The 15,173-nt window shown below is 61.8% G+C and carries 13 protein-coding genes; 4 read left to right on the forward strand and 9 right to left on the reverse strand.

The genetic code is table 11. From position 1 onward, the window contains the following. Positions 1 to 12: 12 nt before the first annotated feature. The 4 genes from ACSPX5_RS06850 to xylA all read right to left on the reverse strand — a co-directional run bounded on the left by ACSPX5_RS06850 (position 13) and on the right by xylA (position 5,246). Complete coding sequence (locus tag ACSPX5_RS06850; RefSeq protein ID WP_323161957.1) at positions 13 to 1,149, reverse strand: sugar ABC transporter permease; 1,137 nt, start codon at positions 1,147 to 1,149, stop codon at positions 13 to 15. Beyond that, complete coding sequence (gene xylG, locus ACSPX5_RS06855; protein WP_439821249.1) at positions 1,150 to 2,706, reverse strand: D-xylose ABC transporter ATP-binding protein; 1,557 nt, start codon at positions 2,704 to 2,706, stop codon at positions 1,150 to 1,152. Positions 2,707 to 2,784: 78 nt separating this feature from the next. Then, positions 2,785 to 3,786 (reverse strand): D-xylose ABC transporter substrate-binding protein, encoded by a 1,002-nt coding sequence (gene xylF, locus ACSPX5_RS06860; protein ID WP_169429994.1) that lies wholly within the window; start codon positions 3,784 to 3,786, stop codon positions 2,785 to 2,787. 143 nt (positions 3,787 to 3,929) lie between these two features. Beyond that, the gene (xylA, locus tag ACSPX5_RS06865) at positions 3,930 to 5,246 is read right to left on the reverse strand and encodes a xylose isomerase (protein WP_439821250.1); all 1,317 of its coding nucleotides are present in this window, start codon (positions 5,244 to 5,246) and stop codon (positions 3,930 to 3,932) included. Positions 5,247 to 5,434: 188 nt separating this feature from the next. Between xylA and ACSPX5_RS06870 the strand changes: the two genes are divergently transcribed. Further along, positions 5,435 to 6,610, forward strand: a complete 1,176-nt coding sequence (locus tag ACSPX5_RS06870; RefSeq protein WP_439821251.1) for a XylR family transcriptional regulator — start codon at positions 5,435 to 5,437, stop codon at positions 6,608 to 6,610. Between the two features lie 8 nt (positions 6,611 to 6,618). Here the strand turns inward: ACSPX5_RS06870 and ACSPX5_RS06875 are convergent, their stop codons facing one another. The 5 genes from ACSPX5_RS06875 to ACSPX5_RS06895 form a co-directional block, all read right to left on the reverse strand. Then, positions 6,619 to 7,881, reverse strand: a complete 1,263-nt coding sequence (locus ACSPX5_RS06875; RefSeq protein WP_439821252.1) for an NAD(P)/FAD-dependent oxidoreductase — start codon at positions 7,879 to 7,881, stop codon at positions 6,619 to 6,621. Then, on the reverse strand, positions 7,871 to 9,463 hold the full coding sequence (locus tag ACSPX5_RS06880; RefSeq protein WP_439821253.1) for an aldehyde dehydrogenase (NADP(+)): 1,593 nt from the start codon (positions 9,461 to 9,463) through the stop codon (positions 7,871 to 7,873). The genes ACSPX5_RS06875 and ACSPX5_RS06880 overlap by 11 nt, the downstream gene beginning before the upstream one ends. 79 nt (positions 9,464 to 9,542) lie before the next feature. Then, positions 9,543 to 10,490 carry a dihydrodipicolinate synthase family protein gene (locus tag ACSPX5_RS06885; protein ID WP_439821254.1) on the reverse strand — a complete coding sequence of 316 codons (948 nt, stop codon included), beginning with the start codon at positions 10,488 to 10,490 and terminating at the stop codon, positions 9,543 to 9,545. 55 nt (positions 10,491 to 10,545) lie between these two features. Then, positions 10,546 to 11,472, reverse strand: coding sequence for a 4-hydroxyproline epimerase (locus tag ACSPX5_RS06890; protein ID WP_207867809.1), 927 nt, complete (start codon positions 11,470 to 11,472; stop codon positions 10,546 to 10,548). A gap of 22 nt (positions 11,473 to 11,494) precedes the next feature. Then, positions 11,495 to 13,126, reverse strand: coding sequence for an APC family permease (locus tag ACSPX5_RS06895; protein WP_439821255.1), 1,632 nt, complete (start codon positions 13,124 to 13,126; stop codon positions 11,495 to 11,497). Positions 13,127 to 13,348: 222 nt separating this feature from the next. Here ACSPX5_RS06895 and ACSPX5_RS06900 point away from each other — a divergent pair, with 222 nt between their 5' ends. The 3 genes from ACSPX5_RS06900 to ACSPX5_RS06910 all read left to right on the forward strand — a co-directional run bounded on the left by ACSPX5_RS06900 (position 13,349) and on the right by ACSPX5_RS06910 (position 15,129). Further along, positions 13,349 to 14,119 (forward strand): helix-turn-helix domain-containing protein, encoded by a 771-nt coding sequence (locus tag ACSPX5_RS06900; protein WP_439821256.1) that lies wholly within the window; start codon positions 13,349 to 13,351, stop codon positions 14,117 to 14,119. Positions 14,120 to 14,183: 64 nt separating this feature from the next. Further along, complete coding sequence (locus ACSPX5_RS06905; RefSeq protein WP_169430003.1) at positions 14,184 to 14,456, forward strand: hypothetical protein; 273 nt, start codon at positions 14,184 to 14,186, stop codon at positions 14,454 to 14,456. A gap of 46 nt (positions 14,457 to 14,502) precedes the next feature. Further along, positions 14,503 to 15,129 carry a DUF3885 domain-containing protein gene (locus ACSPX5_RS06910; RefSeq protein WP_439821257.1) on the forward strand — a complete coding sequence of 209 codons (627 nt, stop codon included), beginning with the start codon at positions 14,503 to 14,505 and terminating at the stop codon, positions 15,127 to 15,129. Positions 15,130 to 15,173: the final 44 nt, after the last annotated feature.

Genomic DNA, 15,173 nt, shown 5'->3' on the forward strand with positions numbered 1-15,173 from the left:
ACTTGCAGCCTGTCAACGCCGCCCGGTCCGCGTACTCACATCCACCCAGACAGCCAACACCAGAATGCTGCCTTTGACGATCATCTGCCAGTAACTGTCGACGTCGAGCATGGACATGCCATTGTCCAGGCTGGTGATGACCAGTGCGCCGAGGAGGGCGCCATAGACCGTGCCGGAACCGCCGCGCATCGAGGTGCCGCCGATGAAGCAGGCGGCGATGGCGTCGAGTTCGCCCATGCTGCCGGCCGAAGGCGAGCCGGCGGCCAGGCGCGCAGTGTTGACCACGCCGGCGAGGGCACACATCACGCCCATGATGCCGAAAATCCAGAGCTTCACGGCCTGCACATTGATACCGGACAGGCGCGTCGCTTCCATGTTGCTGCCCACGGAATAGACGCGTCGGCCGAACACGGTCTGGCTGGTTACGTAGCTGAAACCGCCCAGCAGGATCAGCAAAAGCAGGACCGGTACGGGAATGCCGTCATAGCTGTTGAGGGTCTGGACGAAACCTGCCAGTACCGCGCCGATCAACAACACCCGTGCCACGTCACGCACCAGTGAATGTGGCGCGAGGCCGTGAAGGGCGCGATTGCGCCGTTGCTTCCAGGTCAGGAACAACGTCAGTGCGAACAGCAGGACACCCAGACCCGCGCCGATCGCATGTGGCAGATAACCCTGGCCAATGTAGACGAGTTCCGGCGACACCGGCGCAATGGTCGTGCCGCCGGTGATACCCAGCAAAATCCCCCGAAAAGCCAGCATGCCGCCCAGCCCGACGATGAACGACGGAATGCGCAGGTAGGCCGCCATGTAGCCATTGGCGAGGCCGATCAGCAGGCCGCACACCACCACAAGGCTCAGGTTCGCCAGCAACGGTACGTGATAGACAACATCGAGAATGGCTGCCACGCCACCGAGCAGGCCCAGCAATGAGCCGACCGACAGATCGATCTCACCGCTGATGATCACCAGCACCATGCCGCAAGCGAGAATCCCGGTAATCGACATCTGGCGCAGCAGGTTGGAGAGGTTGCGCGGTGTGAGGAATCCGCCCTCGGTCTGCCAGCTGAAGAACAGCCAGATCAATGCCACGGCGAACACCAGTGCGAGCATCTTGTAGCGGGTGAAGAGTTGTTTGACCTGATTCATTTACGCGGATTTCCGAGCTTTATTGTTATGGCTGTCAGGCTGGCTGAGCGCCGCGGCGAGCACCTGTTCCTGGCTGAGGTCATGGTTGATGAAGTCACCCCGCAGTTGACCTTCGCCGATTACCAGGACGCGGTCGGAAACGCCGAGCACTTCGGCCAGCTCCGAAGACACCATGATGATCGACACACCTTCGGCAGCCAGCATCCCCATCAGTTTGTAGATCTCGTACTTGGCGCCGACATCCACCCCTCGGGTTGGCTCGTCGAGAATCAGCACCCGGGGCCTGGTCAGCAGCATCTTCGCCAACACGGCTTTTTGTTGATTGCCCCCGGACAGGCTGGTGATCGGCAGGAACGGGCTCGCGGTCTTGAGGTGCAGGCGCGAAATTTCCCGATCGATGCTGCTCAGTTCAGCTTCGGCGTCGATGCGGGTCAGTTTCGAGTAACTGTCCAGCACCGCCAGGGTGATGTTCTGACCGACGCCCAGATCGGGAATGATTCCCTGGCGTTTGCGATCCTCGGGCACCAGGCATACGCCGGCGCGGATTGACTTGAGCGGCGTGCGGGTGTCGATGGGTTGGCCGTCCAGCCAGACTTCACCTTCGTGGTGACCGGGGTAGGCACCGAACAGCGCGGTCACCAGCTCCGTGCGGCCGGCACCGACCAGCCCGGCGATGCCGAGGATTTCCCCGCGTTTGAGGCTGAACGAAACATCGTCGACCCGTTTGCGTTTGGGGTTGTCGACGTCGTAGCAGGTGATGTGGCGCGCCTCGAAAATCACCTCGCCGATGTCGTGTGGTTCGGTGGGGTAGAGGTTGCTCATTTCCCGACCGACCATCTGAGTGATGATCTGTGGAATATCCATATCCGCCATGGCAGTCGTGGCGATGTGTTTGCCGTCGCGGATCACCGAAATGGTGTCACACACGGCGGCCACTTCATCAAGCTTGTGGGAGATGTAGACGCAGGCGACACCTTTGGCCTTGAGATCGCGGATGATGTCCAGCAACACCTCGATTTCCGAACGGGTCAGGGCCGATGAAGGCTCGTCGAGGATCAGCAGGCGTGCCTGTTTGTTCAGGGCCTTGGCGATTTCCACCAGTTGCTGATAGCCGCCGCCGTACTGCGAAACCGGCAGCGACACATTCATGTCCGGCACTTTCAGCTCACGCATCAGGGCTTCGGCGCGGTGGATCATCGCCGGGTAATTCATCCGCCCACCCGGCAGCGTCAGCTCATGGCCCATGAAAATGTTCTCGGCCACCGAGAGGTCGGGAACCAGCGTCAGTTCCTGGTGAATGATCACGATGCCGGCGGCTTCCGTTTCGCTGATCGATTGCGCCTTGAGCGGTTGACCGTCCCACAGGATTTCACCGTCCCAGGTGCCATGGGGATAGACCGCCGACAGGATTTTCATCAGCGTGGACTTGCCGGCACCATTCTCGCCGCACAGCCCGACGCACTCGCCCGGCCGGACCTTGAGGTCGATACCGTTGAGTGCTTTGACACCGCCGAAGGTTTTGACGATGCCGTTCATTTGCAGCAGATAGTCGGACATGGCAGAGACTCATAAGCGGCAGATACTGGACTGAACCCGCAGGAGCAGAACGCCTGCGGGGGCATCACTCAACGAGTGTTACTGTCCGGCGATCTGCGCCTTGGTGTAGAAGCCGTCCTGTTCCAGCAGGTCGATGTTGTCCTTGGTCAACGGAGTCGGGGTGAGCAGGATGGTGTCGACTTTTTTGCTGCCATTGTCGTACTGCGAGCTGTAGGCGGGTTTCTCGTTGCGCGCCAGTTGCACCGAGAGTTTGGCGGCTTCGGAGGCAATGAGTTTCAGCGGTTTGTAAACCGTCATGGTTTGAGTGCCGGCGATCACCCGCTTGACCGCTGCCAGGTCCGCGTCCTGCCCGGAGATCGGCACCTTGCCGGCCAGCTGCTGAGCGGCCAGGGCCTGAATGGCGCCGCCGGCCGTGGCGTCGTTGGAGGCGACGATGCCGTCGATTTTGTTGTCGTTGCGGGTCAGGGCGTTTTCAACAATGCTCAGCGCCTCGGTAGGGTTCCATTCCTTCACCCATTGCTGGCCGACGATCTTGATATCGCCCTTGTCGATGGCCGGTTGCAGCACCTTCATCTGACCTTCGCGCAACACTTTCGCGTTGTTGTCGGTGGGCGCACCACCCAACAGGAAGTAATTGCCCTTGGGCGCTGCGTGCAGCACGCCGCTGGCCTGCATTTCGCCGACCTTTTCGTTATCGAAGGAGATGTAGGCGTCGATGTCGGCGTTGAGGATCAGACGGTCATAGGAGACGACCTTGATGCCGGCTTTCTTCGCTTCGGCCACCGCATTGGTCAGCACGGTAGCGTTGAACGGCACGATGACGATGACATCGACGCCACGGGAAATGAGGTTTTCGATTTGCGAAATCTGCTTCTGCTCGTTGGCATCGGCCGACTGCACGAAGACCTTGGCGTCCATTTTCTCCGCTGCTGCTACGAAGTAGTCACGGTCCCGTGACCAGCGCTCCAGCCGCAGATCATCAATGGAGAAACCGATTTTCGGATGGGCCGCATCGGCCATCACCGGCAGCGACAACAGGGCCAGGGCGCTGGCCAGCAGCGTGCGTTTTACATTCTTCATGGTGGGGCGTCCTTTTATTTTTGTTTGAAAGACACGGCCTGACGATGAATATCGGGCTGGTGGAACTGTAGAGAATCAGCAGGAGAAACGGACTACAGATTTGTCGCGCAAATGTCACAGCGCCTGCAGTCCCCCGTTGGCGATCAGCGATAGATAAACCGGTTGACGACGTTCTCGAGCATTTCCTGGCGGCCGCTGACGGCCTGCGGGTTCAGTTCGTGGGCGAAGGCGTGCTCGGCCAGTGACTGGAGATTGAACTCACCCGCCAGCACCGACTGGCCGAACGGCTGCTGCCAGCCGGCGTAGCGTTGATCCTTGAGTCGCTGAAGCTGATCGTTCTGCACCATGGCGGCGGCCCGCTCGAGCGACAGGGCGAGGACGTCCATGGCGCCGACGTGACCGTGAAACAGATCGACCTCGTCGAGGCTCTGGCGGCGTACCTTGGAGTCGAAGTTGAACCCGCCATTGCCGAAACCGCCGGCCTTGAGGATTTCATAGGTGACCAGGGTCATTTCCTCGACACTGTTGGGAAACTGATCGGTGTCCCAGCCGTTTTGCGGGTCGCCCCGGTTGGCGTCGATGCTGCCAAAAATCCCCAGCGAGACGGCCGTCGCTACCTCGTGATGAAAACTATGACCGGCCAGGGTCGCGTGGTTGGCCTCGATGTTGACCTTGATTTCCTTTTCCAGACTGAACTGCTGGAGAAAACCGAACACCGTGGCGCTGTCGTAATCGTATTGGTGCTTGGTCGGTTCCTGCGGTTTGGGTTCGATCAGCAGGTCGCCTTTGAAACCGATCTTGTACTTGTGCTCGACCACCATGCGCATGAAGCGCCCCAGTTGCTCGCGCTCGCGCTTCAAGTCAGTGTTGAGCAAGGTTTCGTAACCTTCTCGGCCGCCCCACAACACATAATTGGAGCCCTTGAGGCGCTGAGTCGCGTTCATGGCGCTGAAGACCTGGGCAGCGGCGCAGGCGAACACTTCAGGATCCGGGTTGCTGGCGGCGCCGGCGGCAAAGCGCGGATTGCTGAAGCAGTTGGCGGTGCCCCACAGCAGCTTGATTCCGCTTTCTTCCTGATGGCGTTCCAGGTGATCGACCATTTGGGCGAAGTGGTTGCGGTACTCCTTCAGCGAGTGGCCTTCGGGGGCGACATCCGTGTCGTGAAAGCAGTAGTAGTCGATACCCAGTTTGGAGAAAAACTCGAACGCGGCTTCCGCCTTGCCGATGGCCAGCTCCATCGGGTCACCGGCGTGTTGCCACGGGCGCTTGAACGTCCCGGCGCCGAACACGTCGGAGCCCGGCCAGACAAAGGTGTGCCAATAACAGGCGGCCATGCGCAGGTGTTCGCGCATGGGTTTGCCGAGGATGATTTTGTCGGCGTCGTAGTGACGGAAGGCAAGGGGAGAGTCGCTGGCAGGACCTTCGTAGCGAATCCGCTCGACATTGGGGAAGTACGGCATTGGCAATGTCCTTGTTGTTCTTGGTTGTTGTTCTTGGGCGTGTCCCGATACTAGCAACGGCCCTGTGCCTGCCGATTACGAAAATCACCAACGCGCAGTGCGATTTTGCGTATTGAGATTCGCCTGCTGCGCGCCTAGTCTGTGCAGACCGCCTCTACGGCAAGGGGCCCGGAACAGCATAAAAAACAATGAAAACCATACCGCCTGTTCACCGCATCGCCCTGTTGTTCAACGGGAGCAAGATCTATGACCGCGGCATCATCAGCGGCATCGGCAACTACCTGAGCAGCACGCGCGCGTCCTGGGATCTGTTCCTGGAAGAGGATTTTCTCTGCCGGTTGAAGGGCATCGAGCGCTGGCAGGGCGACGGCATCATTGCTGACTTCGACGACCCGCTGATTGGCGAGGCGCTGGCCGACATCAAATTGCCCGTGGTGGCGGTGGGAGGTTCTTATCAGGATGAGCGGGCCTACCCCAAAGGGGTCCCGTACGTCGCGACCGACAATAACGCGCTGATCAAAATGGCTTATGAGCACTTGATCGAGGCCGGGCTGCAACGGTTCGCCTGCTTCAGCCTGCCTGAGGCGCAGGCGAACCGATGGGCTCAGGAGCGCGAAAAGGCCTTTTTGCGATTGATGCACCGGGACGGGTTGCGCGCCGAGGTCTATCGCGGCATGGGCACCAGTGCACCGCTGTGGGACAGCGCCGTCGAACAACTAATCGCCTGGCTGCAAAGCCTGCCCAAGCCCATTGGCATCATCGCGGTCAGTGACGCCCGCGCCCGGCAGTTGCTGCAAGCGTGCCTGACCGCCGGCATCGCCGTTCCGGAGCAGGTGGCGTTGATTGGCATCGACAACGACCCGCTGACCCGCAGCCTGACCCGGGTCCCCCTGAGTTCGGTGATCCAGGGCACCGAAACCATGGGCCGCACCGCCGCGCAACTGCTGCACCAGATGCTGCACGGCAAGCCGTCAACGGGCGAGCATGTCCTGATCCCGCCTGAAGCGATAAACGTCCAGATGTCGAGCTTGCATCAACCGTTGGGTAACCCTTACGTCATGCAGGCGCTGCTGTTCATCCGCCAATATGCCTGCCAGGGCATCAAGACCGCGCAAGTGGCGGCTTATGTCGGCGTGTCGCGCTCCTCGCTGGAGTCGCACTTTCGCACGGTGCGAGGCTGCAGCGTGCATGACGAGATTCTGCGTTTCAAACTGGCGGCGGCCACCCGCGGGCTGGAAAAAACCGACACGGCGATTGCAGACGTTGCCCGCACGTGCGGTTTCAAATCCGCGCAGTACCTGCATACGGTGTTCCGTCGAGAGTTCGGGTGTACGCCCCGTGAATATCAGCAGGGCGCCCGATAGACCGCCACTCAAAAGCGATCCAGTCGATAGGGCTCGTTCAACGGAAGCCTACGAGCGGTGTCCTGCGTCGATGGCAACACCATTCCCCCAACCATCTCCGCCGTCACCGCCGCCTGCGTCAGCCCCAGATGCTGATGCCCGAATGCGAGCAACACCCTCCCGTCACACACCCGATCGATCACCGGCAACGAGTCCGGCAGCGACGGCCGAAAACCCATCCACGGTGTGGCCGCCTCGACACTCAGTTCCTCACTAAACAACCCCTTGCTCAACCGATGCAGTTGCCAGGCGCGAGCCATGGTCGGCGGGGCTTCGAGGCCGGCGAATTCGACGGTGCCGGCCAGGCGCAGCCCTTCGGACATCGGGGTCATGATGAATTTGCGTTCCAGCGAGGTGACGGGGAAGGGCAGTCGGTTGTGTTCGTGGGGCAGCATCAGGTGGTAGCCGCGTTCGGTATCCAGCGGGACGTTTTTGCCGGTCAGTGCGGCCGTGAGTTTTGCCGAGTGGGCGCCGCAGGCGATCAGTACCTGGCGAACGGATAGGGCGCCGGCCCCGGTCATCAGATTGACGCCATGCTCGTTCAGTTGTCCGCTCTGAACCTGCTGCTTCACAAACTGCACGCCGCTGGCTTTCGCCGCTTCCACCAACTCACGCACGACACGGTGGGGATCGATGAAATGCCCGGTGTTCGGGAAAAACAGTCCGCCCTGAATCTGTTCGCTCAGTTGCGGCGCGGTCTCGCGTACCGCGCCGGCCTGCCACCAGTCGACTGGCACCTGTTGCTGTTGCAGGCGTCGCTGCAATGCTTCGAGGGCCGTGCGTGAGTCGGGGCGTTCGAACACCAGCAGCGAACCTTCCATCTTCAGCAGCTCGGGGCGCTGGATGTCTTTGAGCAAGCGCTGCCAGGCGTCGAGCGATCTTTCATTCAGCGCGCGTAAACCGGCAACAGTGCGCTGGAACGGCGCCGAGCGCAGGTTCAGCAACAGCCGCGCAAACCAGGGCAGGGCGCGGGGCAGGTATTTCCAGTCCAGGCGCAGCGGGCCCATCGGGTCCATGAGCATGGCCGGCAAGCGTTTGAGAATCGACAGGTCGGCAATTGGAAACACCTGCTCGGTGGCCAGATGACCGGCATTGCCGAACGATGCGCCGTGACCGGGTTCCTGCGGGTCGATCACCACCACCCGCAAGCCCTGACGGGCCAGGCGCAGGGCACTGGCGACGCCGATGATGCCTGCGCCGACCACGGCGATGTCGTGCGGGCTATTTGGCATTTTTCACGGTTTCCCTTTGGCCATCGAGCAGGCGTCGCAGCGACAGTGGATTGGACTGCTTGAGCGCGGTTGGCAGCAGGCTGTCGGGAAAATCCTGATAGCAGACCGGGCGCAGGAAACGCAGGATCGCCGCCGTACCCACCGACGTGGTGCGCGAATCGGAAGTCGCCGGGAACGGTCCGCCATGCACCATCGCATCACAGACTTCAACGCCGGTCGGCCAGCCGTTGACCAGCAAGCGTCCAGCCTTGCGTTCCAGGGTTGGCAGCAAGGCGCGGGCCTGTTGCAGATCCTCGTCATCCAAGTGCAGCGTGGCGGTCAGTTGGCCTTCCAGCTGTTCGAGCACCTGGCGGATTTCCGCGTCGCTGGCGCATTGCACGATCAAGGACGCGGCGCCAAAGGCTTCGTCCTGCAAGGTGTGATCGGCAAGAAATTCGGCGGCATCGGTGACGAATAGATGGGCCTGGCCCTGATTCGGGTCCGTTGCTCGCTGGCCGACGGCGGCAATACGCGCCCGGGTATTTTCCGTGAGGGCATTCACGCTGGATTCGTAAGCATTGAAGATCCCCGGCGTGAGCATGGTCTGCGCAGGACTGCGTTGGATGAGTTCGCTGGCGGCGCCGATGAAGGCGTCCAGCGCCAGCCCTTTGCGGGCGATCACCAGACCGGGATTGGTACAGAACTGACCGGCACCCAGCGTCAGCGAAGCGACAAAACCTTGGGCCAACGCCTCGGCGCGATTCTGCAACGCTGCCGGGAACAGCAACACCGGGTTGATCGAACTCATTTCCGCGTACACCGGAATCGGCTCGGGCCGTGCCTGAGCCGCTTTGATCAGCGCGAGCCCGCCACTACGCGAACCGGTGAAGCCGACGGCCTTGATCCGTGGATCGCTGACCAGCGCGATTCCGACTTCACGGCCTGAGCCGTACAACAACGAGAACACACCTTCCGGCAAATCACAGGCCTTAACCGCCCGCGCAACGGCACGGCCAACCAGTTCGCTAGTGCCGGGATGGGCGCCATGGGCCTTGACGATCACCGGACAGCCGGCGGCCAGTGCCGAAGCGGTATCGCCGCCCGCCACTGAGAACGCCAGTGGAAAGTTGCTCGCACCGAACACGGCCACCGGGCCCAGTGGAATCTGCCGCTGACGCAGATCCGAACGCGGCATTGGCTGGCGCTGCGGTTGCGCGGTATCGACTCGCACATCCAGCCATTCACCGGTCCGCACGGTGCGGGCAAACAGCCGTAGTTGCTGGCAGGTACGGCCCCGCTCACCCACAAGGCGCGGGCGCGGCAGGCCGGTTTCGGCCAGGGCGCGGTCAATCAGTTCATCACCGAGGGCTTCGATTTCGCCCGCGATGGTTTCAATGAATTCGGCCCGTGCCTCGAGCGATGTCTCGCGATAACGGTCGAGCGCCGCCCAGGCCAGTGCGCAGGCCTGCTCGACATGTTCGGCAGAGCCGCCGGCGTAACCCGGTTCCAAAGGCGAGTTGGTAGCGGGATTAATCCCTCGGATAACGTCGCGGTCGCCGGTGAGGGTTTGCTGACCGATCAGCAGTTGGCCCGTCAGGGTCATGGCGCATTCCTTATCAATAAAGCAGGTCACGAAAAGGCCCGCCGCCGTGGGGGGCGGCGGGCTTGAGCGCAGCGGCAGGTCAGGCGAAGCTCTGCTGCGCCGACCAGTTTTCGTACCAGTGACGGAACAGCGTGTACTGGGCTTCCGCGTACCGACGCTGAGAGTCGCTGAGGGCATCGGTCTCGTTGAAATGCAGGGTGTATTCCTTGTCGCCGTTGAGCACCATCAGGTGTTTGTAATACAGCACCAGATCCGTACCTTCATCGAAGGACGACAGCACCGCCAGCGCCGATTCCAGCTCCCGCGCCTGACGCCGGGCCTTGGCATCACCCTTGGCCGCCTGCTTGCTCAGCGCCACCAGTTGCAGCACTTCGCGGGGCAGCGCGTTGCCGATGCCGGTGATGGCGCCGGTGGCGTTGCAGTTGACGAAACCGTGCACGACCTGGGTGTCGACACCGACCATCAGGGTCACGTCATCATCCTTGGAGGTGATGTTTTCAGCGGCGTAGCGCAGGTCGGCGCCACCACCGAATTCCTTGAAGCCGATCAGGTTCGGGTATTCACGGCGCAGTTCGAAGAACAGGTCGGCGCGGGTGGCGAAGCCGTAGTAAGGGCTGTTGTAGATCACCGCCGGCAAGTTCGGCGCGGCTTGCAGAATCGCGGAGAAGTGCGCCTTCTGCGCGGCGAGCGAAGCGCCTCGGGACAGCACCCGTGGAATCACCATCAAGCCCTGCGCGCCGACCTTCGCCGCATGGGCCGCGTGGGACACCGCTTCACGAGTGTTGATGGCGCCAGTACCGACGATGGTCGGAATCCCGGCACCCACCAGCCGCGCCACGCCTTCCTGACGCTCGGCTTCGGTGAGCAGCGGCCAGTCACCCATGGAGCCGCAATACACGACCGCGCTCATGCCGATATCGATCAGCTCGCGACCCTTGGCCACCAGCGCATCGAAGTCCGGTTTGCGTGCGGCGGTGCACGGGGTCATCAGGGCGGGCATGCAGCCGGTGAAGATGTTGTCGCTCATTATTGTTCTCCTTGGAACGGTCATTCAGAGAGGTTTGGAAAAGCAGCGCAGCGGCTCAGATGCCCCACGCGAACGGATCTGTTTCGTCGATCAGCAGCGTGCTGTCGGCGGTCATGTGGGCGCGGCCGGTGATGTAGGGGCGGATGCGTTCGCCTTCCCATTCAAAGCGGCCTTCGAACTGGCTGCCGGTGATGCTCGCCTGCACCCAGCGCTCGCCCGGCGCGAGTTTTTCGTCGGCGGCCAGGCACGCCAGTTTGGCGCTGGTGCCGGTGCCGCAAGGGGAGCGGTCGTAGGCCTTGCCGGGGCACATGACGAAGTTGCGGCTGTCGGCCTCGGCGTCATCGGCGAACAGTTCGATGTGGTCGATGACCGCGCCGTCCTCGCCATGAATGCCTTGGTCCTCCAGGGCCTTGAGCATTTTCCAGGTGAAGTCGGTCAGGGTTTCGACGTTGTCCATCGTCAGCGTCTGGCCGTGTTCGCTGACCAGGAAAAACCAGTTGCCGCCGTAGGCCACATCACCAAGGAAACGGCCGTATCCCGGCACTTGCACCGCCACCTGTTTGCGTGAGCGATAGGCGGGCACGTTGCCCAGGGTCACGGCGCCGTCTTCATGCAGCGTTGCACTGACCGGGCCGACCGGCGTGTCGATCTTGTGCACGCCCGGTGCGATCAGCCCCAGATGTTGCAGCGAAGCAACGAGGCCGATGGTGCCGTGGCCGCACATGCCGAGGTAGCCGGCGTTGTTGAAGAAGATCACGCCGCAGGTGGCGTCCGGCGACACCGGCTCGCAATACAGCGCGCCCACCAGCACATCGTTGCCGCGCGGTTCCAGCAGGCAGGCGCGGCGCCACTGGTCATGCTGGTGGCGCAGGGCGTCGCGCTTTTCGGCCATGGTGTTGCCGGGCAGATCGGGAAAACCCTTCATCACCAGACGCGTGGGTTCGCCGCCGGTGTGGGAATCAATGACGTGTACTCGTTTCATGGACAGGTCCCGTTGAGTGATTTCAGTAAGCGCCGGCAGTGCGCGGATTGGTGGCGGAGGCAGGGGACGGCGAAGCGACTTCGCTTTCATCCTCTTCCGATTCCAGGCGCAGCAGGTGCGCCGGTACGCCGGTGGCGGCGCCCCAGTAATAGATGCCCATCGCACAGGCCGCGACGACCAGGGTGTCGAACGGATGAGTGAGGATGCCCAGGCCGCCAAAGGTGCCGAGTTTCGACAGGACGATGGTCACGCCGTAGAACGCGATCAGCCACGCCGACGAACGCACTTGCCGGGACAGGCTGAGGTGGGCGGTCGGCACGAAGCGGCCGCAAAGCAGGTAGACGACGAACATCAGGATTTGCAGGCCGAGCAGCCAGGACACGGTGTCCCAGCCCGACCAGTAAACGATCAGCGCCGCGATGATGAACGACACCGGCCCCAGCACGCCCATGCTCTTGACCCGGAACGGGCGCGGCATGTCGGGTGCATTGCGCCGCAGCGCGGCGACGGTCACTGGAGCGACGGCGTAGCTCAGCACCAGCGCGGCGGAGACCACGTTGATCAGCGCTTCCCAGGAAGGGAACGGCAGGGTCCAGAACACCGACAGGGCGAAGGTCAGCCACAGCGCCGGACGCGGGATCCCGGACTTCTCGTCGATGTGGGTGAAGACCTTGAAGAACGTGCCGGTCTGCGCCCAGCCGTAGATCACCCGAGGCGTGGCGTTCATGTAGATGTTGCCGCAGCCGCTGGGGGAGATCACCGCGTCCGCCACCACCAGATACGCCAGCCAGCCCACGCCCAGCGCCAGGGCGATGTCGCGGTACGGCAGGGCGAATTCCTTGGAAACCCCGGCCCAGCCATTGGCGAGTAATTCGGTGGGGATGCCGCCGAGGAAAGCCGTTTGCAGCAGCACGTAGATTGCAGTGGAGAGCAGCACCGACAGGATCAGCGCAATCGGGATGGTGCGCTGGGGATTTTTCACTTCGCTGGCCACCGAGATGATCGGGGTCAGGCCGAGGTAGGCGAAGATCACGCCGCCGGCGGAAACCGCCATTTCGATGCCCGAGAGCCCGAAGGGGGCGAAGCCTTGAACCTGAAAGTTTTCCGGTTTGAAGAAGGTGAACAGCACGCCGATCACCAGCAACGGCACGATGAACTTGAACACGCTCACCAGATTGTTGGCCTTGGCGAAGGTCTTCACGCTGCGGTAGTTGAGGAGGAAGAACACGCAGAGCAGGCCGAACTGCACCAGCCAGCCGAGCAGGGTCGGATCACCGCTGCCGGCCTTGGTCAGGCTCGGAAACCAGGCCGCCGCGTATTGGCGCGATGCAACCACCTCGATTGCCACCAGACTGGAAAACGCGATCAGCGTGATGAAACCCATCAGATAACCGAGCAGCGGCCCGTGGCTGTAAACCGGGTAGCGCACCACACCGCCAGCCCTTGGCAAGGCCGCGCCCAGTTCGCAGTAGACGATGCCCAGCAGCAACACGGCGAAGCCGCCCAGCAGCCAGGAAAATATCCCCGCCGGCCCGGCAATCGCAGAGACGTGACTGGCCGCGAACAACCAGCCGGAACCGAAGATCGCCCCCAGTCCGATAAAGGTGAGGTCGATCAATGAAAGTTGTTTTTTGAACTTGCCTTGGCCTGACATGGCATCGCCTTCTTGTGAGTTATTGGATAGGCAGGTGTGAGTCACTGGAACGGCTAAACAGTGAACTCATCGGGCGTCGGGCGATTGATGTTTTGCGCAGCTCTGGATGACGAATTCGGCACAGTTGCGAAGAAAGACAGCGGCGCTCGACACGCTTCGAACGTTGCTGCAATCTGCACGCGAACACTTCAGGCCGATCCATTCACCGGGGAAGACCTTCACATGCAGAACGCGTTTGCGATCCTTTGTCAGGGCGATGAGCGCCAGCGTCCTCATACCCTCGACGCGCTGCTGGCCGGCGTGGCGCCGCTGTTGCCGATGCTGGACGTGATTCCGAACGCGGTCATTTTCATCAAGGATGTGCAGGCGCGGTACGTCCTGGCCAATCGCACGCTGGTGCAACGCTGCGGCCTGAAAGACTTGAAACCGCTGCTCGGGAAAACCAGTGCGCAGGTGTTTCCGGCGCAACTCGGGCCCGGTTATACCGAGCAGGATCGTCGGGTGCTGGAAGAGGGGTTCGTGCTGGAGGATCAACTGGAACTGCATCTGTACGGCAGTCGCGAGCCGGGCTGGTGCCTGACGCACAAGCGCCCGCTGTACAACCGCGACGGCGAGATCATCGGCCTCGCCGGGATTTCGGTGGACCTGCAATCGGCCAGCGAAACCCATCCGGCGTTTCAGCGCCTGGCGGCCGTCGATGAACACATCCGCGCGCATTTCAATCGGCGGGTGACACTGGGTGAATTGACCCGGATTGCCGGTATTTCGGTGGCGCAACTGGAGCGCTACTGCAAACGGGTCTTCCACCTGACGCCGAGGCAGATGATCCAGAAGGTACGGCTGGAACATGCCCATCGCCTGTTGCACACCGAACTGCCGATCACCGAGGTGGCGCTGCGATGCGGCTACACCGATCACAGCGCCTTCACCCGGCAGTTCAAGGCTTCGACCGGGTTCACCCCGCGTCAGTATCGACAGGCGACGGAGCAATGAGCGGCTCGCGGGTCATAGCGGCTAGACTGACCCTGTCAGCCCCACTTGCTGCAGGTGAAACGAGATGAGCGAATTCTGGGTACGCCGATGCTCGTATGGCCTGTGCGCGATCCTGCTGACGCTGACGGCGTCCTGTTCGAGCAAGGCTCACTACGCGACCACCGGTGATCGCTGCTATGCCAAAGCGGTGCCGACGATGGGCGAGGGTGGCCTGGCGTGGGGATCGACCCTGGGCCAGGCACAGAAAAAATCCATGGATAATTGCATGCGCTACGCCGGCCGCTCGGGCGGTACGCCCGGTACCTGTCAGGTAGTGTTGGCCAAGTGCAAGAATTGATAAGGCGCGATAGCCGCCCGAGCCATAATGACCGGAAAGGACTTCAGTGAACCTTCATCTTGAAATCGAGCGGATTTTTACCGACCAGGCCTTCGCAAGGCCGCTGTTTTATTCCTGCCCGGGAGGACTGCGTTTCGAACTTTCCGAAACGGGAGGGATGATCGAACAGTTCCTGTTGGCCTTGCGAAAATCGACCGAAATCTGCACCGACATTTTCAGTGGCGAGCCCACGCTCGTGACCTGTCTGCGCTTTCACTCCGGCGGCCAGCGATTTACCCATCGAGCGTTGCTTCAGTCCCTTCGGTCGGCTGGCATCGAGATACCTGCAGAACGCTCGATCTGGAGTGAACGCACTGATATGGATGATTGGTTCTGCGAAAGCGAACCCGAGTACTGGATCAACCTCGCATTCGAAGCGCCCGCAAGGTCGCTTCAAGCATTGCTCTGGTGCGCACTGGCGACGGACTTTGGCGCCATTGCGCCGAATCCACGCTGCGCGGTCTACCTGTTCAACTTGAAGGCCGGAGTGATGGTTTTCCCTTACGACGACCGAGGGATGGACGTGGTCGGGCCCAACAAGGCACTGCTTTCAAGGCTGTATCACCGCCATCAAGCGTATCTCCTCGATTACGACCGGCCCGCGATGGACGCTGACTTCGCGGGCGCTGCCTGAGATTGGCCCCGAGCCCTTGATGCCGATCAGAGAGGTCCGAGGGC

Source organism: Pseudomonas sp. HLG18, from assembly GCF_051903985.1.
GTDB lineage: Bacteria > Pseudomonadota > Gammaproteobacteria > Pseudomonadales > Pseudomonadaceae > Aquipseudomonas > Aquipseudomonas fluorescens_BT.